Annotated in this window: 17 protein-coding genes and 2 CRISPR repeat arrays; of the genes, 6 read left to right on the forward strand and 11 right to left on the reverse strand. The window is 71.7% G+C overall.

What is annotated here, in order from left to right:
• Nucleotides 1-36 precede the first annotated feature (36 nt).
• The 6 genes from cas6e to casA form a co-directional block, all read right to left on the reverse strand.
• A complete protein-coding gene (gene cas6e, locus ACFVFS_RS14325; protein WP_380623776.1) occupies nt 37-693 on the reverse strand; it encodes a type I-E CRISPR-associated protein Cas6/Cse3/CasE in 657 nt (218 codons plus the stop codon).
• A gap of 73 nt (nt 694-766) precedes the next feature.
• Nucleotides 767-3,595 (reverse strand): CRISPR-associated helicase Cas3', encoded by a 2,829-nt coding sequence (cas3, locus tag ACFVFS_RS14330; RefSeq protein ID WP_380623778.1) that lies wholly within the window; start codon nt 3,593-3,595, stop codon nt 767-769.
• A 229-nt stretch (nt 3,596-3,824) separates the two neighbouring features.
• Nucleotides 3,825-4,589, reverse strand: a complete 765-nt coding sequence (gene cas5e, locus ACFVFS_RS14335) for a type I-E CRISPR-associated protein Cas5/CasD (protein ID WP_380623780.1) — start codon at nt 4,587-4,589, stop codon at nt 3,825-3,827.
• A complete protein-coding gene (gene cas7e / locus ACFVFS_RS14340) occupies nt 4,586-5,776 on the reverse strand; it encodes a type I-E CRISPR-associated protein Cas7/Cse4/CasC (RefSeq protein WP_380623782.1) in 1,191 nt (396 codons plus the stop codon). Before cas7e ends, cas5e begins: the two co-directional genes overlap by 4 nt.
• The gene (casB, locus tag ACFVFS_RS14345) at nt 5,776-6,483 is read right to left on the reverse strand and encodes a type I-E CRISPR-associated protein Cse2/CasB (RefSeq protein WP_380623784.1); all 708 of its coding nucleotides are present in this window, start codon (nt 6,481-6,483) and stop codon (nt 5,776-5,778) included. Before casB ends, cas7e begins: the two co-directional genes overlap by 1 nt.
• Nucleotides 6,480-8,072 carry a type I-E CRISPR-associated protein Cse1/CasA gene (gene casA / locus ACFVFS_RS14350; protein ID WP_380623786.1) on the reverse strand — a complete coding sequence of 531 codons (1,593 nt, stop codon included), beginning with the start codon at nt 8,070-8,072 and terminating at the stop codon, nt 6,480-6,482. Before casA ends, casB begins: the two co-directional genes overlap by 4 nt.
• 1,548 nt (nt 8,073-9,620) lie before the next feature.
• Between casA and ACFVFS_RS14355 the strand changes: the two genes are divergently transcribed.
• Nucleotides 9,621-10,430, forward strand: coding sequence for an alpha/beta hydrolase (locus ACFVFS_RS14355; protein WP_380623788.1), 810 nt, complete (start codon nt 9,621-9,623; stop codon nt 10,428-10,430).
• Between the two features lie 7 nt (nt 10,431-10,437).
• Here the strand turns inward: ACFVFS_RS14355 and ACFVFS_RS14360 are convergent, their stop codons facing one another.
• Nucleotides 10,438-11,748 carry an XRE family transcriptional regulator gene (locus tag ACFVFS_RS14360; protein ID WP_380623848.1) on the reverse strand — a complete coding sequence of 437 codons (1,311 nt, stop codon included), beginning with the start codon at nt 11,746-11,748 and terminating at the stop codon, nt 10,438-10,440.
• 200 nt (nt 11,749-11,948) lie between these two features.
• On the opposite strand from ACFVFS_RS14360, the gene ACFVFS_RS14365 reads away from it, so the two are divergent.
• From ACFVFS_RS14365 to ACFVFS_RS14375, 3 genes are all read left to right on the forward strand, one after another.
• Nucleotides 11,949-12,083 carry a hypothetical protein gene (locus tag ACFVFS_RS14365; protein WP_380623790.1) on the forward strand — a complete coding sequence of 45 codons (135 nt, stop codon included), beginning with the start codon at nt 11,949-11,951 and terminating at the stop codon, nt 12,081-12,083.
• Nucleotides 12,084-12,171: 88 nt separating this feature from the next.
• Complete coding sequence (locus ACFVFS_RS14370; protein ID WP_380623792.1) at nt 12,172-13,644, forward strand: MBL fold metallo-hydrolase; 1,473 nt, start codon at nt 12,172-12,174, stop codon at nt 13,642-13,644.
• Nucleotides 13,641-14,531, forward strand: coding sequence for a hypothetical protein (locus tag ACFVFS_RS14375; protein WP_380623794.1), 891 nt, complete (start codon nt 13,641-13,643; stop codon nt 14,529-14,531). The genes ACFVFS_RS14370 and ACFVFS_RS14375 overlap by 4 nt, the downstream gene beginning before the upstream one ends.
• Nucleotides 14,532-14,597: 66 nt before the next feature.
• Here ACFVFS_RS14375 and ACFVFS_RS14380 read toward each other — a convergent pair whose 3' ends face one another.
• A complete protein-coding gene (locus tag ACFVFS_RS14380; RefSeq protein ID WP_380623851.1) occupies nt 14,598-14,933 on the reverse strand; it encodes a VOC family protein in 336 nt (111 codons plus the stop codon).
• Between the two features lie 183 nt (nt 14,934-15,116).
• A CRISPR array of direct repeats spans nt 15,117-15,877; the repeat unit is 29 nt; unit sequence GTCTTCCCCGCAGGCGCGGGGGTCAGCCG.
• A gap of 76 nt (nt 15,878-15,953) precedes the next feature.
• On the opposite strand from ACFVFS_RS14380, the gene ACFVFS_RS14385 reads away from it, so the two are divergent.
• Nucleotides 15,954-16,523 carry a YrhB domain-containing protein gene (locus ACFVFS_RS14385; protein ID WP_380623796.1) on the forward strand — a complete coding sequence of 190 codons (570 nt, stop codon included), beginning with the start codon at nt 15,954-15,956 and terminating at the stop codon, nt 16,521-16,523.
• 549 nt (nt 16,524-17,072) lie between these two features.
• Nucleotides 17,073-17,324 carry a type II toxin-antitoxin system RelE/ParE family toxin gene (locus ACFVFS_RS14390; RefSeq protein WP_380623798.1) on the forward strand — a complete coding sequence of 84 codons (252 nt, stop codon included), beginning with the start codon at nt 17,073-17,075 and terminating at the stop codon, nt 17,322-17,324.
• Between the two features lie 873 nt (nt 17,325-18,197).
• Nucleotides 18,198-18,653: direct repeats of the CRISPR family, unit length 29 nt; unit sequence GTTCTCCCCGCAGGCGCGGGGGTCAGCCG.
• 97 nt (nt 18,654-18,750) lie between these two features.
• On the opposite strand, the gene ACFVFS_RS14395 is transcribed toward ACFVFS_RS14390, so the two are convergent.
• The 3 genes from ACFVFS_RS14395 to ACFVFS_RS14405 form a co-directional block, all read right to left on the reverse strand.
• Nucleotides 18,751-19,845 (reverse strand): barstar family protein, encoded by a 1,095-nt coding sequence (locus tag ACFVFS_RS14395; RefSeq protein ID WP_380623800.1) that lies wholly within the window; start codon nt 19,843-19,845, stop codon nt 18,751-18,753.
• Nucleotides 19,846-20,447: 602 nt separating this feature from the next.
• A complete protein-coding gene (locus tag ACFVFS_RS14400) occupies nt 20,448-21,026 on the reverse strand; it encodes a PASTA domain-containing protein (RefSeq protein ID WP_380623802.1) in 579 nt (192 codons plus the stop codon).
• On the reverse strand, nt 21,023-21,571 hold the full coding sequence (locus tag ACFVFS_RS14405; RefSeq protein WP_380623803.1) for a SigE family RNA polymerase sigma factor: 549 nt from the start codon (nt 21,569-21,571) through the stop codon (nt 21,023-21,025). Before ACFVFS_RS14405 ends, ACFVFS_RS14400 begins: the two co-directional genes overlap by 4 nt.
• Nucleotides 21,572-22,998 lie beyond the last annotated feature (1,427 nt).

Below are 22,998 nucleotides of genomic sequence, written 5' to 3' on the forward strand. Positions count from 1 at the left end.
GGGCGCCGTTGGGGTCGGGGCGTCGGGCAGCTGCGGTCACTGGTCGTCCCGGTGAGGGGCGAGGCTGAGCAGGCCGCAGCCGTAGGCCTTGCCCTTGCCGATGCCGGCGGTGACGCGGGTGCGGAGGAGGTCGGGGTCGGTGATGCGGGCGGTGCCCTCGAACAGGACGCGGTCGTGCTTGATACGGTTCTGGTCGCTGCGGCGGGTGCCGCGGGCGGCGTCGAGGGGTTCGGAGCGCAGGGCGGTGAGTTGCAGGCCTGCGGTGTCGGCCTGGCGGGTCCACCAGTCGTCGGCGGCGGCTCCGCGCAGCGGGACGACGGCGCTCAGGTTGTAGAGCTCGCGGGTGGTGCGGCCGGGTTTGCGGATGGGGTTGGCGGCGATGCGGTAGCGCACGGCGAGGCCCGTTCGCATGGCGGTCAGGAGCGGGGCGAGGGACTTGGTGGTGCCGTGGCCGTAGCCGGGGGGAAGCCGGGTGAGGTCGGGCCGCACGCTGCTCTGCAGGAGGATCTGGTGGCCGTCGGCCGCGGTCTCGGTGCGGAACAGGACGCCGAGGTCCTGGCGGGCGGCGGTGGTGGTGACGTGGTCGGGGAAGAGCGCCATGAGGCGGTGGTGGAGGTCGACGGCGTTGGTGCCGTCGCGGCGTGCCTCGCGGCTGCGCTGGTCGGGGATGATGCGGGTCAGCCACAGGTTCATGCGGTTTCCTGCTTTCTGGGTCGGGTGCGGGCGGAGCGCAGGGTCGTTGGCCCTCTGACGGGTGTAGGGCGGGTCACCGTCGGCGGACGAGACCGCGGTCGGGGTCGACGTACAGGCGGTGCCCGGTTGGGGCGTGGTACTGCCAGCGCCCGGCAGGGCCGGTGAGCTGGTGCGGGAGGAGTCTGAGGTCACGGGCGACCGGTGTGTCCTTCCAGGGGGCAGGGGTGTGGGTGGCGGTGTCGCTGGCCGGGAGGTAGTCGGCAGGCGCCTGGATGGTGCGGCGGACCAGCTCGGCCACGACTTCGCGGGTGAGAGAATCAGTCCTGTCGCCGGGGCCGGGCAGGGTTTCGGTGCAGGCGGGGTCGAGCCACTGGTTTGCGTCGCTGTCGGTGTAGACAGGCAGGAGCCGGACGGTGTCGGCTCCCAGGCGGGTGGTCAGGTCGTCTTCGTCGCCCTCGTAGGTGGTCAGCGAGTAGAGGTCGGTGACCGCGCCGGGCTGGGGGATGGTGCGGATGTCGGCCGCCGCCTGGTGGGCCACGTCGCGAGCCGCGCGTCGACGGTCGTCGCCCTCGGCGAGTTCCAGTTCGGCGAGGCCGTTGAAGTCGGCGTACACAGTGTCGATGGCATCGGCGATGTCCTCGGGTACACGCATCCCGGTGGCAGGCACAAGGTCGAGGTATTCGGCGGTGCGGCGCAGGAGGGCGCCGTCATAGACCTGGCGGTCATCGCTGCCCCAGGCATGGGGCGGGAGTTGGCCGGTGGGGACGATGACGGTGAGGGCGGGGCTCGCGGCCCAGGATGGGCGGGTGCCGCGGCCGGTGATGTCGTGGCGGTGGCAGCGCCCTGCGCGCTGGAGGAGTTGGGCGAGTGGGGCCAGGTCGGAGACGACGAGGTCGGCGTCGATGTCGAGGCTCTGCTCGGCGACCTGAGTGGAGACGACGATGAGGGGGTCGGCGGGGCGGGGACCCTTCTTCCCGAGCAGCGTCTTCAGCTCCTCGGTGCTGTCCTCGCGCTGCCATTCGGGCATGCGGGCATGCAGGAGCAGAACGCGGGGGCGGCGCCCGGCGCCGTGATGGACGGTGAGCAGGTCGTAAGTGGCCTGGGCGTCGCCGACGGTGTTGCAGACGACGAGTGCGCTGCCAGGGGCGGCGGTGGGGTCGAAGAACGGAGCAAGGCGCTGGAGCAGGGCGGCTGCGCGGCCGTTTCGCCGGTGGGGGTCGTGGGTGTGGCGGGCCCGGACGGTGGTGATAGGCAGTTCCCGGCGGCGGGTTGTCTCCAGGGCGGGTGAGGCGGTGACCGTGCCGGTGGCGCCGTCGGCGTAGAGCCAGCCGGGGTAGGCGGGGGTGATGGCGGTGGGCTCGGGGTGACCGGCACCGTCGCGGTACGCCTGGACGAGCCGGCGGGCGATGCTTCCGGCGAGCGTGGCGGACAGCAGCACGACGGGTGCGCCGATGTGGCCGAGCCATTCGAGGAGCCGGACGGTGAGGGCGTGACCGTAGGCATCGTAGGCGTGGGCCTCGTCGATGACGATGGTCTTGCCGGACATGCCGAGCCAGCGCATACAGCCGAACCGGGTGGGCAGGGCAGCAATGGCGCCCTGGTCCCAGGTGCCGATGGTGATGCCGGCGAGCCAGCCGCGGTGACGGCCGCGCAACCACTCGTCGGGGACGGTTCGGCCGCTCCCCCCAGGATGGGTGAGGACGCTCTCCCCGGACGGCTTCTCACCCGGCGCGTACCTGGGGTGGAGCCAGGCCATGGAGTGCTGCAGCGTGACCTTGACCTGGTTGGAGGTAGCGCTCTCCACGTACTCGGTGACGCGTTCCCACATGGCGTTGGTGGTGGCCATCGTGGGCAGCAGCACGGCCAGACCGGGCCGCCCACAAGCCGCGGCGAGAATCCGGGCCACGTAGAACGCGGACTCGGTCTTCCCGTCACCGGTCGGCGCGGTGATCAGCACGAGTCCGCCCCGACGCTCCCACCCTCCCCTGGCGGCGGGAACTAGGCTAGGGAGCCGGCCGAGGTCCAACTGCAGCGGATACGGATCCTCAATCTCGGGAAAGACGTCGGGGAACGTCTCGGCGGACTTCCAGCGCGGGGTGTGGAGCTCGGCCCGCGCGACCTCGTAGGGAGCGTACTTGACGGCCCGCTCGAAGTGCGCGGCCCAGTCGCTTCGGTCGCTGCGCCGCCACTGGGCCTGGCGGGCTTTCACCCAGGCGGTGCGGGAGGCCAGCCAGTCCGCGGCGACGACCAGACCGGTCACCACGATTGCGATGCCGGCTTTCGCCACCTGCGCAGGCGCGGCGGGCCGGCCGGTGAGGGTGTGGAGGAGTTCGACGAGTGCCTGGCGCTCGCGCAGCCAGCCCGGGGCGGCACAGGCGCGCGGGTCTCCCCCGCACACGTCCGTCAGGTGGGCTCGCTCCAGGGCCCGCCCGTAGACGCCGTGGTGGCCACCGAGGATCTGGGCGATCTGGTGGGCAGTCGCCTTGCTGGGGCGGCTGGTGTTGTCGTAGCCGTAGCGGGCGAGCAGGTGCGGGGTAACCAGGTGGGTGACCCGGTCGTGGCCCACGCGGTCCTGGTACATCCACCCTGCGGGGGCTGCGAAGTCCGGGTGGTCGAGGAACGCGGGCATGGGGCCGCTGGGCAGCGACTGGTGGCTCCAGCAGGCCTTGCCGAGGTCGTGCAGCCCGGCCCAGAACTGCACCAAGGCACGGGCGTGAGTGAGGGCGACACCGAACCCGGTGGCAATCATCTCCCGCTGTCCCGGGGACAGGTAGCTGTCCCAGAGTTCGCCGGCCATCGCGGCGGTGTCGACCAAGTGGGCCGGCAGCGGATAGGGGGAGAGAAGACCATGGGACTTGCCCCACTGGTCCTCACGGGGCGGACAGGACAACGACTGCTCCACGGAAATAGATGGGATGAACCGGGTCGACGCCGTTGACAGCGACAGCCGATCGGGACTCATGGCGCTGTACAGCCAGCAACCGAAAGGGCGCGGAGGCCAGGACGAACCCGCCCTCCGCGCCCCGCCACCAACTGGCCGGCAACCACCGGTCAGCCGAGGCCGCCCCAGCCCGGGACTGCGGACACCGCCAGTGCGGCAGGAGGACTCCGGCCGCGAAGCCGCCCGGGCATCAGGCGTGCAACTCCCGGCGCCACCGGGCGAGCTCGACCAGGAACTCGGTACCGACGTGACACCTGGCGGCCGGATGGGACTCCTGGCTCTCCCACACCGGCCGACTCGTCCACGTGCCCGCCACCAGGACATCAGCGACCCGGCGGCTTGCCGACACCCCAGGGCTGGCGCCGGGCTGCCGTTCGGCGATGTACCGCACCGAAACCGGCTCCTGCTGCTCCTGCTCCGACCGGCGGTCCCAGCGGGGCCTTGGAGCGGGCCGGTGCAACGGCATCCGACGCAACTGCTCCTCGACGTCACCGCCTGCGGTGACCAGCACGGGAGTAGACGGCGGGCACGAGCGCCTGCCCAGGTAGGGCGGGAACGTCGGACACCGCAAGGCTGCCGTCACCTCGCCGATGATCTCCCGGGGACCGGTGATCGCAACGGTGAACGCGGCATCCGCCAGGTACCAGCTGTCGAAGATCAGCGCATTTCCGCGGCGCTTGCCGTTGGCGGTCACCACCGTCAGCTCGGCCGGCAGACCGCCGCCGACGGTGTGGTAGTCCCGCATCCGACGCCCGGGCCGGTCCACCCGCACCAGATGCACCAACTCGTCCAGGTCACTCAGGTCGGCGCTGCGCCGGCGGCCGAGCGCGGCGGCCAGCATCCCGGTCACGCCGCTGCGCGTCGGATACGGGTGGGTTCCTTTCACCCGCCCGCCCTTCGGGCCGCCCCATGACTGCAGCGGGCCCGCCAGGTGCAGCAGCACCCCGTCGGTCACTGCTTGTGCTCCAGTTCGAGCGCGGTGCGGGTGACCTGCTGCACAAGCTCGCTCAGGTTTGGGATCCGCGTGCCCAGGTGCTTCACGCCGGACAGGTCAGCGGTGCCCGCGTGCCCGGCCGCCACCAGCGCATCCTCGTCGAAGAAGTCCGCCACGGCCCCGGCGTGCGCGTCCAGCGCCGCGATGCTCGGCGCCGTCCAGCCATTCTCCCTGGTCGAGACCACCGGCGTCTCGAACGCCCCCGACAGGTTCACCGGCTGGTCCGTCCGCACCGTGAAGTACACGAGCGCTGGCGGGGTGAACGGCGCGGTGCTCCGGCTCTTCGCCGTCGGTACCAGCACCGCCAGCTCCCGCAGGAACGCCTTCAGGAACTCCTCCGCAGCCTCCCTGTCGCCCCCCATGTTGCCCACCAGCTCGGTCACGTTCACCGACCCGTACCGGTAGTACGTGCCCGAGGTGTGCCCGGCCGTCCCCATGTGCGCCGACCCGGCGTCCTCCCCGGGAAGATCATCCACCGCAGTGAAGAAGTCCGGCTGCTCGACCAGGGCGTGCGTGGTCAGCGTATGCGCCACACTCACCGCCCCGTCCACCGTCGACTCCGAGCTGTTCGCCAGCATCCGCCCGAACGCGGCGATCGACGCGTTACGGCTCGCCAGGATCCCCCGCACCCGCTCCTGCAACTGCTGGACAACGGCCTTCTCCTCCTTCGACAACTTCGGCTTAGCCGTCTTCCTGCTCTTGTCCGCCTCCGCCTTCGCCACCGCCTCGGCGTGCGACGCCACCTTCAGAACCGCCTCACGCTCCCCGGCGACCAGGTCCGCCAGCTGCTCCACCGCCTGCTGCGGCACGTACAGCATCACGCTGGTCATCCCACCGTCACCGATGCCCAGCCCCTGAATCCCCGAGGCGACCACCACGGCCTGCCCCGCCCTGGCCGCCTCCGCCTCGTCCCAGTTCCGCCCCCGCAGGACCTCGCCGATCTGCGACGGCAGCCGCCGCGTCCGCAGCGCCTGCTCCCCGATCCGCTCCTCCACCTTCAGCCGGGCCGCCCGCTTCGTGTTCTGCGACGACGTCCGTCCCCGCAGCGCACCACCGAATACCACCGTCTTCGGACTGCCCAGATCGTCCCTGTTCAGATTCGACAACGGGTAGTCGTGCACCACATGCACGCAGATGTGAACAGCCATCAGGAGTCCTCCTCATTCGAAGAATCGTTCGTGTTGTCACTTGCTCCGGCCCCGGCCGCACCGGCCTGCACCAGACCGTCTTCGCCCCCGGGCGCCACAGCGTGGGCGTAGGAGAAGAACCAGTCGTTCGCGATGTCCACCCGCTTGTGCGGCCACCGCCGCAGGTCCCGTAGCAGCAGCGGCCAGTTCACCGGCACCCCCTCAGCCGCCAGGCGTCCCACCAGCTGACGGCCGTACCGCACCAGCGCGACAGGATCCGACAACTGGGCCAGCTGCTTCAATCGCTCCGCCGCCCGGTCCTCGTGCAGCACCCCCTGCCTCGCCCCCAGGTGCACCGACCAGCCCAGGTCACCCCACGACGGCCGCCACATCCTTGTGCGCTCCGGCCGCCCGGCCGCGTCATCGCGCCCGGCCGAGAACGACGGAGCCTGCTCCGCGAACATCCCCGCCACCGCACCGTAGGCAAAGCGCTGCTCCCGGCCGCCGGGTACCAGGCGCGCGACCTTCCTCGGCAGCTCCCAGCCGTGCACCTCACCGGCCGACGTCACCACCTTCCGCAGCTGGGACCGCCCGGCGGGCGACTCGCACGCTTCGGCCACCGCTTCCGTGTAGACCACCTCGTGGGTGAGCCACTTCGGCGGCTCCCCCGCCCTGTCCTGCCTCCCACCACCAGCGGCCCGGTCCGGTACCTCGCTCGAGTCCGTCACACCGTCACCTTCCTGTTCCCGTTCGCACGTCCCCCGGTCCCCGGCACACCGGCCAACGGCCCTCGCGCCCTCTGGACCGTCGCCATTCCCCGCACCGTCGCCGAGCGCACCGCGAGCGTCGCCTCGTCGAACACCTCGCGCGCCAGCCGCCGGAACTGCGGAGCGGCACCCGACGGGTCGGCCACAACCCGCCAGAACTCCGTCTCGGCCTGCTCCATGAAGGCCGCAACCGCCGGCCCGACGAACCCCTCCCGGTCGTCACTGCGTCGGCCCGGGTTCAGCTCGTGCCACACACGGGCCAGCGACCGGTAGAGCAGCGAACCCGCCTCCTCGGCCATCCGGTGCGCCGCCGCCACCGCGGAAGCCCCGTCAGGGCTGCGTTCCTCCATCAGCTCCAGCACCGGCGGCGTCTCCGCCACCACCCAGGCGCTGTTCTTGTCCTGCTTGTCCTGGTCCCAGCCCAGCACCCGCACCCGCAACGCCCGCCGCACCTCCACCGGCAGGTCGGGTGCGGTGTCGAACACCTGCGGCCGCCGCGCGGTCACCTTGCCCGCAGCCCGCTCCTTCAGCAGCAACGCGTCCACGTCCCGCCACATCGCCCGGCGGTGATCCGCCCTGATCGGCCCCCCGGCGGAGCGGTCGATCACATACGGGTCCACAGCGGCCGGCAGGTCCACGCTCGTCCCCCAAGCGACCCGGCACCCCACCGTCTCCGCTCCATCGCCGCTGGGCGCCAGCAGCACCGCGTGCGCGAACCGGCCGGTCAGCAGCGACACCACCCCGCACGGGGCCGGCGGCGCCAGCGGATCCGGAAGGAGATCGCTCTCCCACGGCGCCAAGTCCTCCCCAGACCGGGACGGCCAGCTCGCCGGCGGAGGAATCGACAGCACCAGCGACTCGAACAGATTCCGGCCCCGGGGAAACCAACGCAGCAGGGAACGGGCCGGACCGGCCTTGCAGGACTTGCTGGCGCGCCCGCCGCGGGTGCGCAGCGCGCCCATTCCGGACGGGCCGAACGCCCGCCATGCCAGCACCCACCCCAAGGCCTCGCCGGACGGTACGGCGGTGGCTTCCGCCATCCGCCCGCTCCACATCGCGTTCGCCCCCGACGGCCGGTCCATCGCCAGCCGCCCCGCCGGTCCCGGCTCGGTGACCTCCGACAACAGCCGTGGATCCTGCATGAACGGTCTCACCTGGTCATAAAGACCGAACTCGTGACGCGACTGCCGCAGGTACCCGCGGACCTCGACCGGCTCAAACCGTCCCCTCTCGAGAACCTCCTCGAGTCGGTCCAGCCACCTCTCACCGTTGCCGGAGTCCAGGCCCGCTACACGAGCCGCGAACGCCGCCAGCACTGGGCGCATGGCCGACTCCACCGGCACCACCCCGAAGTCCAACTCCTCCAGCAGATGGGCCCCGAGCAGCACGCCCTCCACACCCGCCACGACACGCCCGCCCGGAACCGCGGCCGGAAGCAGTCCCTCAGCGGCCAGAGCCTCCAACTCACTCAACTCTGCAACTGCCAGGACCTCACGGACCCTGGCACGGATACACCCTCCGGACAGCGCGGAAGAGTGCCGGTCAGCCACAAGACCACTCCTCTTTCAGCCGCGTCATCAGCATGGGAGAAGAAGTAGCAGCAGCCACTGACAGTCTCGCTACCGTTGCGAAGAGTGATCAGATGCGAACAGAAAAATGCCCCTATCTATCATGCGATCGGCATAGAGGATCGGATATGACGCGATGTGACCACACAGAACCATCGACGCGCATGAGCGGCCTTCCGCCAAGCGCAGCACATCGCCCCGCAAGAGCCAGAGGGCCACCTGCGGCGAAAATCGGGCACCGAACAGCCCCCGCCCGCCCGAACGGGCGGCCGCGCCGCCATGCGTTACCCGCCACGGACCATGCCGCCGACGTACCACCAGCGCCCGGCCTATCGGACGCCCGTGCAAGGATGGCAACCGTTCCTCGACACCTCAACAACCCCGAACAACAGACCCCGCGGGCAAGTACAAAAGATCAAGAAAAGCCAAAGCTGCTCTTCCTCCGCAGGTCGGAGGGCCCTCCCCGCGCAGCGGGGGTCAGCCGGACAGGGGGCGGTCGGCGCGGACGGCGAGGTGGTTCTCCCCGCACCCGCGGGGGTCAGCCGATCGGCTTGTCCGGGGCCGAGATGCAGAAGGCGTCCTCCTCGCAGGCGCGGGGGTTATCCCCGCCGAGCGATCTGCTCGGCGGACTGGGGTGTGTTCTGGGATCATCGCGTGGTGAATGATGCGAGGCTGCGGGCCGCGGAGGCCGTCGAGGAACATGTCCGGGTGTTCTTCGCGGGGCATTCGGTGGAGGTTGTGGACTGCGACCTCGGGCCGGATTGGCGAGAGGTGCCGGTCGGCCTTCGCGTACTCGTGGTGGCGCCTGGTCCGCGCGGTGACAGCTGGACCTATGTGACGGCGGGGTGCTGGGCCGCGCTTGAGGAGGACGGCCAGGGCCTTGAGTTCGTCATGACCGCTCACGTCCATGACGAACGCTTTGTAGAGCTCATGGCGATGGTCGCCTATCACCACTGCGCTGGGCACCGGCTCGGTCTGGAACACAGCATGCCGATCGGCGCGCCGTGGGTGCCGGGTTCGGCCTGCGACCATCTCCTGATCAGCCTGCCGTATCTCCACGGGCCCGATCTCGAACGCTGCCCACTACCCGGGGGGGCACGCCCGCATCCTGTGGGCCCTGCCGGTGACCGCTTCCGAGATCGGGTTCCGCAGGACCCGCGGACACGAGGCGCTGGAACAGCTCTTCGACGAAGCCGGGATCGTTCCCACGGACCCTTTCAGGGCATCGGTCGCCTGAGTTCCGTGATCCTCCGCGCGAGCGCGGGGGCAGCCGTCCCTCGGCAGCACGGCCAGGATCGACGTCAAGGCGTCCCAGCGCGGGCGAGGGCAGCTCGATCGCCGTTCTCCGCCTCGGGCAGCGAATCATGTGATTCGCTGCCCGGCTCCGTGTCCAGGGTGAGCCGTCTACTCGGGCCGCGTTGGTGGGGAACCGGCTGTCCTCCGGGAATTCGAGGGCTCCCGCGTCAGGACACTGTGTGACGACCAGCTCGACTGGTTCCTGCGGTTCGACCGAGTGGCTACGATCTGCTTATGGGTGATCACGAAACGTCGTTTCAGTCCCTGGATGGCACCGAGTTGTGCGGCACCGTGTGCGTCGCCGGGACGCGGGGGCCGGTCGCGGTCCTGGTGCACGGGTCGGGGGTGACTCGGGAGGAAGGCGGCTTCTTCACGCGCCTGGCGGTCGGGTTGGCCGCCTGTGGCGTGAGTAGTCTGCGGTTCGACCTGCGGGCTCACGGGGCCAGCGCAGGGCGCGAGTCGGAGCTGACGATCGCAGCGGTGGCCAACGACATCCGGGCGGCCTGTGATCATCTGCTCGCGGTGACCGGCCGGCCGGGCCCGGTCCATGTGATCGCCGCTTCGTTCTCGGGCGGGGCGGCCGCGCTGCATGCGGCCCACCGGCCGCACGAGGTCGGCAAGCTGGTGCTGCTCAACCCGCGGCTGGATTACAAGGAGCGGTACGTCACCTCCCGGCCGGGTTGGTCGGACGACTACCTGTCCGGGGAGATGGCGGTGCGGTTGGAGGAGCAGGGGTTCACGGAGAAGTCGCCGTTCGAGCTGAACCGGGCACTACTGAACGAGGTGTTCTACCTGGACACCCCAGGCATTCTGGCCGGGGTGCGGGCGCCGGTGCTGATGGTCCACGGCACCGCGGACACGTTCGTGCCCGTCGAGTCCTCCCGCCGGCACCGGGCGATGTTCGGCGGGCCGGTCGAGCTGGTGGAGCTGGAGGGTGCTCAGCACGGCTTCGCCGTCCATGACGACCCCGCGTACCTGCACCCGCAGTCGCAGGCGTGGCAGCGGGAGGTGATCGAGCGGGTGAGCGCTTTCCTGACCAGTTAGGCCCGGGTCAGGCCGCTGCCAGCTCGCGGAGGCGCTGGCGGAACTCTCGTACGGGCGGACGCCGGTCGTACGGCGCGAGGTGGTCGGCGGTGCGGTGGAGCTCGGCGAGGACCTGCCCGAAGCGGGCGCCGGCGGCGAGCGCCAGGGCCTTCATCGCGGCAGCGGCGGCCTCGTCCGGTTCGCCGGCCGCGACCAGAGCGCCGGAGTACTGGGCGGTGAAGAACGCCCGGTCGCGGGGCGCGAACACGGCGCTGACGAGGTGTTCGCCGAAGAGGCTGACGGCCCGCTCGTTCTGGCCGGCTTCGCGGTAGCAGATCGCGCTCTGCACGATGAGGCGCTCGCTGGTGTAGGCGTCGCCGAGCGGGCCGGTGCAGGTGGCGGGCCCGCTCGCCGGGGCGGCCTGGTCGAGCGCGTGGTGCGCCTGGTCGAGTGTGCGGACCACCTCCTCGACGCGGGCGCCGGTCAGGGCCAGCGCCCGGGCCTGCTGCTGGAGCGCCTCGGCGCGGGGCCTGGGCGGCAGCGTCCAGGGGCCGGTGGTGGCGGCGCGGGCGAGGTCGAGCATCCGGGCCGGATCGGTGCGGTCGGTGGCCTGGGCCTGGCGGAGCAGGACGTAGGCGTGCATGGCGCCGTCGCCGGTCAGCGTCGCCCACTCCGTCGCCTGGTGGTGCCAGTACGCGACGGCCGGTGCGCCGGCGCCGGCGTCGCGATGGAGCCAGGCCGCGAGCTCGGCGCCCCGGGCGCCGAGGACCAGGAGCTCGCGCCGTAGACCCCCGGCTGCGGTGCGGGCGGTGGAGTTGATCGCGGCGAGGATGCCCAGCACGGTGGGCAGCGCCTCGCGCGGGCCGGCGAGCCCGTCGGCGCGGGCGGCATCGTCCAGCGCGGTCCGCAGGTGGCCGAGGATTTCACCCTCGCCGCGGCTTCGGGCGCCGTGGGCGGCGGCGGTGAGGTGTTCCAGGGCCGCGAGGTCGAGCACCGGCGCCACACCCGCCAGGCCCAGGAACGTCCGTCGGCGCACGTGCTCCTCCAGATGTCGTCCGCTCCCGCTCGGGCGCCGTCCGGAGGGCCGGACGGGCCGTCGAAAGCCGAGGTCGTCAGGCGGGCAGCCGAACATCGACTTCAGGACGCTCCGGGCGTCGCGGTTGGGCCAGGTCGACTCGCCCGACTCCCACCGCCTCACCTGCCGCACCGAGATCCTGGCCCGCTCGCCCAGCTCGCGGGCCGTCTCGTCGTACGCGGCGGCGAAGTCCTCCTGGGTATGCCAGCCGTGCTCGATGCGGGCGGCAACGAAGCGCCAGTTGGCGACGGCGTGTTCGGGCATGGGCACCCCCGGAATCCAAGACCACCACGGTAGCCACCACGGCGACCGTGAGCGAGGGGACGGTACCTGCCCGTCACGGTGTCCGGTGATGCGTCCGGTGATCCGGCCTCGACCCGGGCGCCAGGCGGCGGTGAACTGTGAGCACCGGACCGGCCCGCCCGGCCGAGTCCCCCACCCCCTCTACCCAGGAGGACTGCGCCATGAAGACCACCCCCCAGACGAAGACCCCGGCCGCCACGCTCGACCCGAAGAAGGTCGCCGCGCTCCAGGCGAAGGTCGCCCGGCTCGTCGGCACCGGCGCGCTGGCCGCCGCCCCGCACACCTACCACCACTGAGGACCTCCGGGAGGGCGGGACGGCCGGGGCCATCCCGCCCTCCCGGGCCCTGAAGCCCCGACCCCGAACACATCAAGGAGGCAACCCCGTGGACACCCGCCTGGAGCTGACGTTCCTGGGCCACCAGACCTGGCTGGTCCAGGGCGGCGGCCACCGCGTCCTGATCGACCCCGTCCTCGAGGAGACGTTCGGCCTGCCCGGCCGGGCCGAGTGCCGGGTGTGGCCGCCGCGCCGGATCGACGCCGGCCTGATGCCCCGCCCGGACGCCGTCGTGCTCACCCACGAGCACCTCGACCACTTCCACCTGCCCTCCCTGGACCTGCTCGACCGCCAGGTACCCGTCTACACCGGCCCCCTGCTGCCCGCCCCTGTCGAAGAGGCGATCGTCCGGCTCGGGTTCACCGTGCGCCGGGTCGACCACACCGCACCGATCGAGCTGGGCGACCTGCGCGTCACCCTCTACCCGGCCGGTGCCCGGACGCTGTTCTGGGAGGACCGGGTGGTCCAGCCCTGCCTGCGCGTCGGCGACGGGCCGGCGGTATTCATCGCGGTGGACGCCGATCCCTCCGACCTGTACCTGCAGCAGATCGCCGAGGGCGCCCAGCCCGTGCCTCGGATGGCCGTGGTCTCCAACAACTCCCAGATCGTGCCGCCCGGCATGCCCGCCTCCTCGGCCAACCTGCTCCCCGGCGTCGACGGAACCCGCCACAAGACCGGCCTGAGCGTCCTCAACCAGCTGCTGCTGGACGTCCTCGCCCCACTCGACGGTGTCCAGGACGTGGCACTGTGCGGCAACGGCTTCCTGCCGCCAGGCTCGCCGCACGGCCCGTTCCTGTACTCCGACCACCCGAAGATGGCCGCGGCCGCCAACGGCCTGCAGAATCTCTTCCCCGTGCACGGCCCGCGCCCGGGCGAGCGGCTGACCGTCCCCGGCTCACCCGCGCAGGAAGTGACGTCCGACCAGGTCGGCTGGGTGCGGATCGACGACGACGTCGAGTACGAGGAACTCATCGCGCACGCCGCGTTCCTCGCCGACCCCGGCACGGTCCAGCTGATCCCGCTCGCCGAGCCGCCCGCCGACCAGGACCAAGCCCTCGTCGACGTCCGGGCCGCGCTCCCGCGGCTGGGCCGCAAACTACTGGCCACCGCCGCCGGCATGCTGGCGTGCAGCATCCACGAGTACCTCTCCGGTCCGCTCGGCCCCCACCGCGCGGTGCTGCGGCTCAAGGACGGCCCCGGCGGTGAACTCCTGCAGTTCGCCTGGGACGTCACCTGCGCCGACTTCGTCCAGGTCGAGGCCACCGGCCGCGAGGAGGCGATGGCCGCCTACCCGTTCGGCGCCGAGTTGTTCTTCCAGGACTACCTCGCCCTGCTCCAGGGCCGCCTGCAGGTGTGGGACGTGGCCGGCGGCGCGATGGAGTGCTGGCACATCGGCCGCCCGCTGGACAGCCTCGTCTATGCCTTCTTCGGCATCTACGGCGAGCACCAGCGCCCCGACCTCGCCGCCCTCTCCTACGCCACCATGGCCGCCGGCATCACCGTCCCGGCGGGCACCCGGTGACCACCGGACCGGCCACCGCCGCCGAGGCGCTGACGGGCCTGGCCCGCATCCGCCCGGCAGGATGGCTGGCCACCCCGATGCCCACCGACCCCGCAGCCCTGCTCGTACGCGCCCGCCGGACGCTCGCCGCCGACCACCCAGGCATGAACGGCAGGGTCAGCGTGATCAGCGCCCGGTACACCGCCGCCGTGTTCGCGGTGCACCGGCAGCCGCCGCAGGGCACGCTGGCCCTCAAGCTCCACGCCGATGCGGCCGCCTACGCCGGGGAGACGCTCGCGTACGCCCTGCTGGCCGGCACCACCCCCGTCGCCCGGCTGCACGCGGAGGCCGAGGAGTCGCTGTCACTGCTGCTTGAGTACCTGCCCGAGCCCGCCGACTGGAGCGGGCCGAAGATGCCCACGGTGCTGGCCGAACGCGTCGCCGCCGTACACACCGCCTCCCTGCGGCTGCCCGCCGAGGCCGCCGAGGCGATGGCCGACTACACCCTCGCCGCCCTGCTCGAAGCCCCGGCCCCGGCCTGGATCGCCGACCCGGCCGCCTACGGCGAGGTGCTGGCCGCGCACGCGGACGCCTACGGCTCCGGCCTGGTGCCGCTGGGCCACCTTGACCTCAAACCCGAGCACCTGCGCCGGCGCCCGGACGGCGAGGCGGTGCTCCTCGACGTGGAGAGCGTGCGCCCCGACGTGACCGGGCTGATCGACCTGGTGACCCTGCCCGCCGTCCTGCGCCAGGCCGGACACGAACTCGGCCCGGACCGGGTACTGGGCCTGTACCTGGACGCCACCGCCGCCCGCGGCGGCAACTGGACAGCCGACTCACTGAAGACCGCGCTACGCGCCTACGCGGCGGCCACCGGACTGGAGAGCCTGCACGGCCTGGACCGGTGAACGCCGACGGCCCGATGCCCTGCTGACCAGCAAGGGTCCAGCGGGGCACCAGGCCGTCGACGCGTTCTACGGGCCTTCGATACCGACGACCGTGCCGAACGGGTCGCGCAGCTGGGCGATGCGCCGACCCGGCTCGATCTCCAACGGCCCGCGGTGGTGCTCGCACCCGGCCGCCAGCAGCCGCTCCCGGACCTGGTCGACGTCGTCCACGCCCCAGTACACGACCGGGCTGCCGCCCCGGGGGTTGCGCTCGTCGTCCACCGGATGGAAGCCGACCTCGACCCCGCCGATCTCCACCCAGGCGTAGACCGCCCCGATGTCGCTGACATCCATCTTCACAGGGACGTCAAGGAGTTCACCCCACCACCGGGCCGACGCCTCAGGGTCCACGGCGAAGGTCATCACGGTACGCACACCGGTGAACAAGACCCACCTCCACAGGCTGTCACTGACCGGTACACCGTCCGCACCAGTCTGTCACGATAGGCCCAGCTCCTTGACACCTGAACAGACAAGCCCCGATCCAGCCCTCGGCCGACTGGTCAAGAAATGGCAAAGCCGCCAGAACGGTGCAGGTCGCGAAGGGTCTTCCCCGCAGGCGCGGGGGTCAGCCGGTCACCTTGCCCACTAACTTGCTCCGCCGTGGGTCTTCCCCGCAGGCGCGGGGGTCAGCCGCCGGGCGCCGAGTCGCGGTTCGGGTACATGGGGTCTTCCCCGCAGGCGCGGGGGTCAGCCGCCAACCGATGAGCATCGACCTCGACCAGATCCGTCTTCCCCGCAGGCGCGGGGGTCAGCCGCCGCTCGGCGGGTCCTTCCAGATCGACCGCGTGTCTTCCCCGCAGGCGCGGGGGTCAGCCGGAGATCAGCTTGTCCTTCAGCCAGCCGCCCATGTCTTCCCCGCAGGCGCGGGGGTCAGCCGGCGAACTGTGCATCCGCCAGCATCAGGTGCTTGTCTTCCCCGTAGGCCCGGGAGTCAGCCGTTCAACGGCAGCAGTACCAGCCTGCTGAAGACATCTTCCCCGCAGGCGCGGGGGTCAGCCGGTGGCGTGGAAGCGGTCGCCCACGACCGCTTCGTCTTCCCCGCAGGCGCGGGGGTCAGCCGCCGTACTTCGCGCAGTACCCGGCTACCCAGGTGTCTTCCCCGCGAACGCGGGGGTTAGCCGCAGCTGCTCGACCTCGGTCTCGGACAGCTCGGGTCTTCCCCGCGAACGCGGGGGTCAGCCGTTGTTGGTCTGCTGGGCTGCGGCGCGGGTCGCGTCTTCCCCACGAGCGCGGGGGTCAACCGTCGACCAGGCGGCCGATGTCGGGCTGGCTGGTGTCCTCCCCGCAGGCTCGGCGGTCAGCGGATCGGGACGCTTTGCGTGCCCTGCCGGCCGGCGAATTCGGTGGCCATGGCTTGGGCCGTACGGAATGCTGACGGGCGTGATCGAGCGGGAGGCTGCGGTTCGGGTCGTCGAGGAGCAACTGGACAAGGAGTACCGGAGGCAGCGGGCTTCAGGTGTGGAGGCGCGGCGCATGGCTGTGGTGAGCGTCGAGGAGCACGATCTGGTCTGGATCGTCTACTGGTCGTCCGAGGAGTTCGCGCGCACCCGGGATCCGGAACTCGTGCTCGGGGGTGCGGGGCCGTACCTTGTCGATCGCGTCGACGGGGGTCTGCACGGGATCGGCGTCGTCTCTGCGATGAACGGCGCGTGGGAGGACGACTACCGGGCCCGGGTACGCGGGATGCCGGTACGTACCACCGTGGATGATCTAGATGATGTGATTCGCGGTAGAGCCGCCACACATGGGCACCTGCACGCTGTGCGGGCCATCCGTCAGATCCTGCCCGTTCTGTCGCCTGCCGAGGCCTTCGAGTACGTGCGCGCCTTACTGGACGGCGGTGCCCCGGCACGCCTTGTGGCCATCGCCACCGAGGAGCTCGTAGAGCCCCTCAACCCAGTACTTGCTGTGAAGACCATCAGGACGGGTTCACGCAGCCGCCCCGACTGACGTCGGTAGTCGGCCGCAGCCAGGCGCCGGACCTGTTGCCCTGTCGGCCTCCCGGTGCGCGAAGGCTTCTCCCCGAACGTGAGGGGGTCAGCCGGCGATGAGGGCGGCCCTGGTGCACTTTCGCCGATGGGGGTCCGTTGCCGGCCGTCGATCTTTGCGGAGCCCGGCGGGCAACGGAAGCTGAGCACAGCCTCGCCGACGTCTGCCACGATGGACGCTGCTCCTTGACACCTCAACAGGCCAGCCGCCAACTCGTGCTGCTCGACAGCCTGGTCAAGAAATGGCAAAGCCGCCAGGACGGTGCAGGTCGCGAAGGGTCCTCCCCGCGAGCGCGGGGGTCAGCCGGAGCCGCCACATGACCACCCTCACCCTCATCGGTCCTCCCCGCGAACGCGGGGGTCAGCCGATGAACGCCATGGCCTGGCCGACCTTGTTGTCGTCCTCCCCGCACCCGCGGGGGTCAGCGGGGCCGACTGGTCCGAGGAGTCCGGCCGGGTCTTCCCCGCGGGGCCACCGCGACGTCCGCTCCCAGCTCGGCCTGGAACAGGAGTGACCTACGAGATCGTCTGGGACGAGCCCGCCATCAACGCGGCCGCCCGGTTCCTGAAGGACGACGACACAGGCCTGCGCCTGGTGATGGACGCCGTCGACCTCCTCGCCGCCGACCCCAGACCCACGGGATCCGCCCCGTACGGATCCCCCGACCTGCGCCGCATGCACGTCGGCCCCTACCGCGTCATGTACGAGATCACCGAACACACGATCACCATCGTCGTCCTCCACCTCGGCCGCCTCGCCTGACCAGCAGCAACCACCAAACCCCCGACACCACCAGCCACCCACCAACCACGCCAACTGGATGCGGCCGACGGTCCCGCTCCCGCGCAGGCGGGGGTCAGCCGGACATCGGCCTGGTGGACTCCGGTCGGCTTTCTCGGGCATGGGCAAGCCGGCCGTGGCGAGGGCCGCCTGATCGATGAGGCCGACGTGCTGCCGTCTGAGCGGGGGCCATACCTCGTCGCGGCTGGGAACCCGCCCCCCTTCCCCACGACCGATCGCGAAAACACGACACGGCCTCGCCGACGTCTGCCACGATGAGCGCTGCTCCTTGACACCTCAACAGGCCAGCCCGCAGTGTGCCGCTCGACAAGTGGTCAAGAAATAGCAAAGCCACCAGAACATTGCAGGTCGCGAAGGGTCCTCCCCGCAGGCGCGGTGGTCAGCCGTCCCACGAGTCGGCGTTGATCAGCTCCGAGGGGTCCTCCCCGCAGGCGCGGGGGTCAGCCGGTCGGCGCGGGGCGCGGGGGGACCGGGGGGACGTCCTCCCCGCAGGCGCGGGGGTCAGCCGACTTCGGCCCGGAGCCTGCCCTTCCCCGCGCCCGTCCTCCCCGCGCAGGCGGGGGTCAGCCGGGCTTGAACGATGGGCCGGCGCCGATCCCGTCGTCCTCCCCGCGCAGGCGGGGTCAGCCCAAGTGCACCAGGAGTTCTTGCCGATGCCGATCTGTTGCCGACCTTACGGAGCCCGGTCGGCAACGGAAGTCGAGCGCGGCGTCACCGACGTCTGCCACGATGGGCGCTGCTCCTTGACACCTCAACAGGTCTGCCCGGATCCTTGCTGCCCGACAGGATGGTCAAGAAATGGCAAAGCCGCCAGAACGTTGCAGTTCGCGAAGGGTTCTCCCCGCAGGCGCGGGGGTCAGCCGGCGACGGGGCACCGGACCTGTTCGCGCTGTGGGTTCTCCCCGCAGGCGCGGGGGTCAGCCGGCCCCGCGCTCCCGATGGCCCGGCCGCCCGCAGTTCTCCCCGCAGGCGCGGGGGTCAGCCGATAGTCGGCGGATCGACGATTCTGCGGTGGTCGTTCTCCCCGCAGGCGCGGGGGTCAGCCGATCATCGGGTCGCGCGCGAGCAGAGAGACGACGTTCTCCCCGCAGGCGCGGGGGTCAGCCGGGCCCGCCCTCCGCTGCAGAAGAGACGGGCCCGTTCTCCCCGCAGGCACGGGGGTCAGCCGCAGGCGCTGCTGGTCCTGGGCGTCGGCGGCGGGTCCTCCCCGCGAGCGCGGGGGTCAGCCGGCCACCAAGGTCCACATGATCCTCGACATGCTGTCCTCCCCGCGAGCTCGGGGGTCAGCCCGACAGGGGCCCCGTGGCTACCGGCGGACGGCCGTTCACTCCGCAGGCGCGGGGGTAGCTGGTGGTTCAGTGCTCCCGACAGGGCGGGTGGAACATGATCACGCCAGGGTGACGTGCGTGCCGCCTTCTGCCAGGACGCTGAGGGTCGCGGCGAACAGGTCGTAGGACCGGCCGTCCGGGGTCAGTACTTGGCTCAGGTGCTCGTGTGCGGTCACGGCGTCGCGCCAGAGCAGGGTCGCGGGAGCGGTGTGGCCGAAGGTGCCGCGCAGGCAGTCGACGAGGGCGTCCAAACAGCCGCCGAAGTAGCCGCCCGACCCGTTCACCGCCTCGCCGAGGGCCAGGTAGAGGCCCGGTTCTTCGGTGATGTGTCGGCCGTCGAGTATGTAGGCGTGACCAGCCGGCCGATCGCGGAAGGCGTGCCAGCAGCCGCGTTCACGGACGAGGTCGAGCCAAGCCCTGCGGCGTCGGGTGTCGAGTCCTGCCCAGGCGCCGGGGGTGTCCGGCGGCCCGGTGAACCACCGCTCCCAGACGGTCCGGGCGTATGCGGGAACAGGTGTGAAGAGCTCTCCGTCGAGCTCCAGGTCGATCAGCGCTGTCCCGCAGGAGGACGGGCGCCAGGCGCTGACTTCGGCCCACAGCAGTCGATCGGTGAGCGGCTCGCCCCGGTCGTCCCGTATCTCCAGGGCGGCCTGCTCCAGGTCCAGCGCCTGCCGGGTGCCCTTCCTCAGCGCCGCCAGCAGTTGCTCACTCGGGGCGAGCCCCCGAAGGACGAGCGGCGGCGCCGACTGCTTCGCCGGCAGGACACGCGCGAACTCCCCGCACGAACCCAGCCACCGATGCCCGTCGTGCACTCGGACCGGGCCTCTGTGTCCCTCGGGAGGTCCTTCGTAGTCGTCCAGGCCGGTGAGCACGAGACTGTCCGCCCCGGAGCGCCCACCCAGACTCTCCGCGTCCTCCAAGAGCCAGGGACCGAGCGCCTTGTCCTCAGGCACCAGCCACACCCGGCTGCCAACCCAGCCGCGCACCTCTGCCTGTGGAACCCAGCCGAACAGCTCGTAGGTCCCGCGCCGGGGATCCCCGAACAACCCTCCCACCTCGGCACCGACGCCCCAGGCATGGCCATGCTCCGTCTCGACCAGCGTGTACCGAGCCCGCCTACACTCCTTCTCGCCCCCATGCACGGCCGACATCATGCCCGCACTGGGCCCTCACCACGAAGCCCTTTTCCCACCACCGCTCCTGCTGTCCTCGTCCTCCTGCGGGCACAGGGAGAACGCCGGGCGCGCGACCGGGGCAGCTGGACCCGGCCGGACGGTCTCTGGTGGAAGCGGACCCTCGTGTCGTCGCCGCCTGCCACGATGGAGACTGCTCCTTGACACCTCAACAGCCCAGCCCGAATTGAGCCGCTCCGCAGGCTGGTCAAGAAATGGCAAAGCCGTCAGAACGGTGCAGGTCGCGAAGGGTCCTCCCCGCGAGCGCGGGGGTCAGCCGCCGAGAAGGAGCAGCGCGAACGCGAGGCGGAGGTCCTCCCCGCGAGCGCGGGGGTCAGCCGTTCTTGCGGGACGTGCGGACGATGCCGCCGCCGTCCTCCCCGCAGGCGCGGGGGTCAGCCGACCAGCGCGGACATCTACAAGGGCTGTTCACGAGTGGGGATGACCTGGACCGACTACACCCTGGTGAAGGTCGCTTCCCAGGGTGGTGGAGATCGTTTCCGTGTGTGACAGCGTGCCGAAGTCCGCCTGGTCCCGGCCCCTGGGTCACTCGGCCGGTGCGCGGGCCGAAGGGCCCCGGTCGCTCAGGTTCCGCCGGGTTTGCCCGTCGAGACCAGCAGGAGGACGGACGAGCCCGGTGCCACTGGTTCTGCGCCGCCCCGGGGCTGACTGCTGATCACCTGCCCGGCGGGAGCGTTCCAGTCCGTGTGACGCATGATCGTGCAGCTCAGTCCGAGTCCGCGCAGCAGGCTTCCGGCCTGTTCGACCGGCATGCCGGCCAGGTCCGGCAGCGCGATACCCGCTCCCGCGGTCTGCTCCTGCTCCTGTGTCGGAGTCGCATCGGCGCTTCCGCTCTTGGGGGTGCCGGTGGCGAGCGGGGTGCACACCCCGTTCGTCGGTGGGGACAGGGACGGGGAGGCGCCGGGCGCGGGCGGCACGGGCTTCAGCACGAAGAACCCCACCGTGGCACACGCCAGCACGCAGCACGCCGCAGCGGTGCCGAGGATCGCCCGGCGGGTGCGGCTGCGGCTGACGGCTCGCTCGATCGCGGCCGCGTCGACGACCGGCGCCGTCGGCCCGTCGGCGAAGGAGGCCACCGCGGCACGCAGCTCGGCTTCGAGGCCCGGCTCGAACGGGGCCGGTCCGGACGACGTGTTCCTCACTTCGTACCTCCGAAAGCGGCCGACGGCGTGTGCGGCGCCTGGGCGCCCGATATGGAATCGCGCAGCTTGGCCAGGCCGCGGGCGAGCTGGGACCTCACCGCACTCGAAGAGATGTCCAGGACGTCGGCGACCTGCCGGGCGTCCAGATCGTGCAGGTAGTACAGGACCACCACGCTGCGCATGCCCATCGGCAGCCCGAGCAGTGCCTCGATCAGTTCCGCGCGCAGATCCACCTGCCCGAACCGGTCCCGGGGGTCGGCCGTCTCGGGCACCCCCGACAGCCCGGGGCGCTCGCCCCGGCGCGACAGCCGCCGCCAGCGGTCGTTGGCCAGGTTGACCAGCACTTTGCGCACGTACGCCTCCGGCGAGTCCGCCACCGCGACCTTCCGCCACTGTCGGCACGCCCGCTCCAGCGTCTCCTGCACCAGATCCTCGGCCACGTGCACGTCACCGGTCAGCGCATACGCGGTGCGGAACAACGCTCCCGACCGCTGTGCGACGAACTCCGTGAATCCGTTGCCCGGACCGCTCCTGCGAAACCTCACCCGCCGACCTCCTCTCCTCGTCCCGTCCCGATCACTGCCCCCATGACGGCGGAACGGGGCCGGGTGCTGCACCGAGCCGCCGGCAGTGACGTGAATCACAGCCGGGACGGAAGGGTGTCCCAGGACCTCGCGCCGCTGCCGCCCGGTCTTCCCTGCGAGCGCGGGGGTCAGCCGTTCTTCAGGTCCGCCTCGGTGAACTGGCCGACGCCTTCCCCGCGAGCGCGGGGGTCAGCCGCTGAAGAACCTCCTGCGCGCCGGTCCTGCGGCGTCTTCCCCGCGAACGCGGGGGTCAGCCGGAGAAGCGGAGCACTCCGTGGGCCTCCCGGCCGTCTTCCCCGCAGGCGCGGGGGTCAGCCGCGGTGACGACCACGGTTCCCGAGGCGACGGTGGTCCTCCCCGCGGGCGCGGGGGTTCAGCCGGCCGCCCAGGGCGCCGTCTTCCGCGCCAAGCAGTCCTCCCCACGCCGGCGCGGGGGTCAGCCGGAAGAACTGAATGCCAGCTATAGCCAGAGCCAGTCCTCCCCGCGCAGGCGGGGGTCAGCCGGTGAGGGGGGTCTGGGTGTGCACGGCAGCCTCGTCCTCCCCGCGCAGGCGGGGGTCAGCCGGTGAGGGGGGTCTGGGTGTGCACGGCAGCCTCGTCCTCCCCGCGCAGGCGGGGGTCAGCCGTTGGTCCTGGACTGCAACGGCGCCTACATGGCGTCCTCCCCGCGGGCGCGGGGGTCAGCCGGGTGTGTCCCGCCGAGAACGGCGAAGGCCGGTGTCCTCCCCGCGGGCGCGGGGGTCAGCCGCCGCTGCACCGCTCCGGCATGGACAGGGCGGTGTCCTCCCCGCGGGCGCGGGGGTCAGCCGTCCACCGGCCACAACCGCCCCTTGAACCCGCAGTCCTCCCCGCGGGCGCGGGGGTCAGCCGGCGCGTCGGCGGGCGTGGTCGGCGGGGTCGTTGTCCTCCCCGCGCAGGCGGGGGTCAGCCGGTCTCCACCAACACCGCCCTGCTGGCACGCACGTGCTCCCCGCGCAGGCGGGGGTCAGCCGCCACCATCCACCTCAAGATCACCACCCACCTCGTCCTCCCTGCGCAGGCGGGGGTCAGCCGTACTCGGGGCCATTGTTGCGTCGGGCGGCAGCGTCCTCTCCGCAGGCGCAGGGGTCAGCTGCGGGCCCACGTCGGGCTGCTGACCCGGCGCCTGTCCTCCCCGCGAGCGCGGGGGTCAGCCGGCGACAGCGCGCCGGACCTGTTCGCGCTGTGGGTCCTCCCCGCGAGCGCGGGGGTCAGCCGGTCAGCTCCTCCACGAGGGAGGGCCCGTAGTCGTGCTCCCCGCGCAGGCGGGGGTCAGCCGGCGCTCCACCAGCTCACCCCGGCCGCGCCCACGTCCTCCCCGTGCAGGCGGGGGTCAGCTGGCCCGGACGCTGGGTGCGTCCGGGCCTTCG

It is taken from the genome of Kitasatospora sp. NPDC057692, assembly GCF_042799475.1.
Classification (GTDB): domain Bacteria; phylum Actinomycetota; class Actinomycetes; order Streptomycetales; family Streptomycetaceae; genus Kitasatospora.

What these genes read in the sequence shown, in the direction of transcription:
- cas6e (WP_380623776.1), bottom strand. Translation starts at nt 693, where the DNA reads ATGAACCTGTGGCTGACCCGCATCATCCCCGACCAGCGCAGCCGCGAG.
- cas7e (WP_380623782.1), bottom strand. Translation starts at nt 5,776, where the DNA reads ATGGCTGTTCACATCTGCGTGCATGTGGTGCACGACTACCCGTTGTCG.
- ACFVFS_RS14355 (WP_380623788.1), top strand. Translation starts at nt 9,621, where the DNA reads ATGGGTGATCACGAAACGTCGTTTCAGTCCCTGGATGGCACCGAGTTG.
- ACFVFS_RS14360 (WP_380623848.1), bottom strand. Translation starts at nt 11,748, where the DNA reads ATGCCCGAACACGCCGTCGCCAACTGGCGCTTCGTTGCCGCCCGCATC.
- ACFVFS_RS14365 (WP_380623790.1), top strand. Translation starts at nt 11,949, where the DNA reads ATGAAGACCACCCCCCAGACGAAGACCCCGGCCGCCACGCTCGACCCG.
- ACFVFS_RS14380 (WP_380623851.1), bottom strand. Translation starts at nt 14,933, where the DNA reads ATGACCTTCGCCGTGGACCCTGAGGCGTCGGCCCGGTGGTGGGGTGAA.
- ACFVFS_RS14395 (WP_380623800.1), bottom strand. Translation starts at nt 19,845, where the DNA reads ATGATGTCGGCCGTGCATGGGGGCGAGAAGGAGTGTAGGCGGGCTCGG.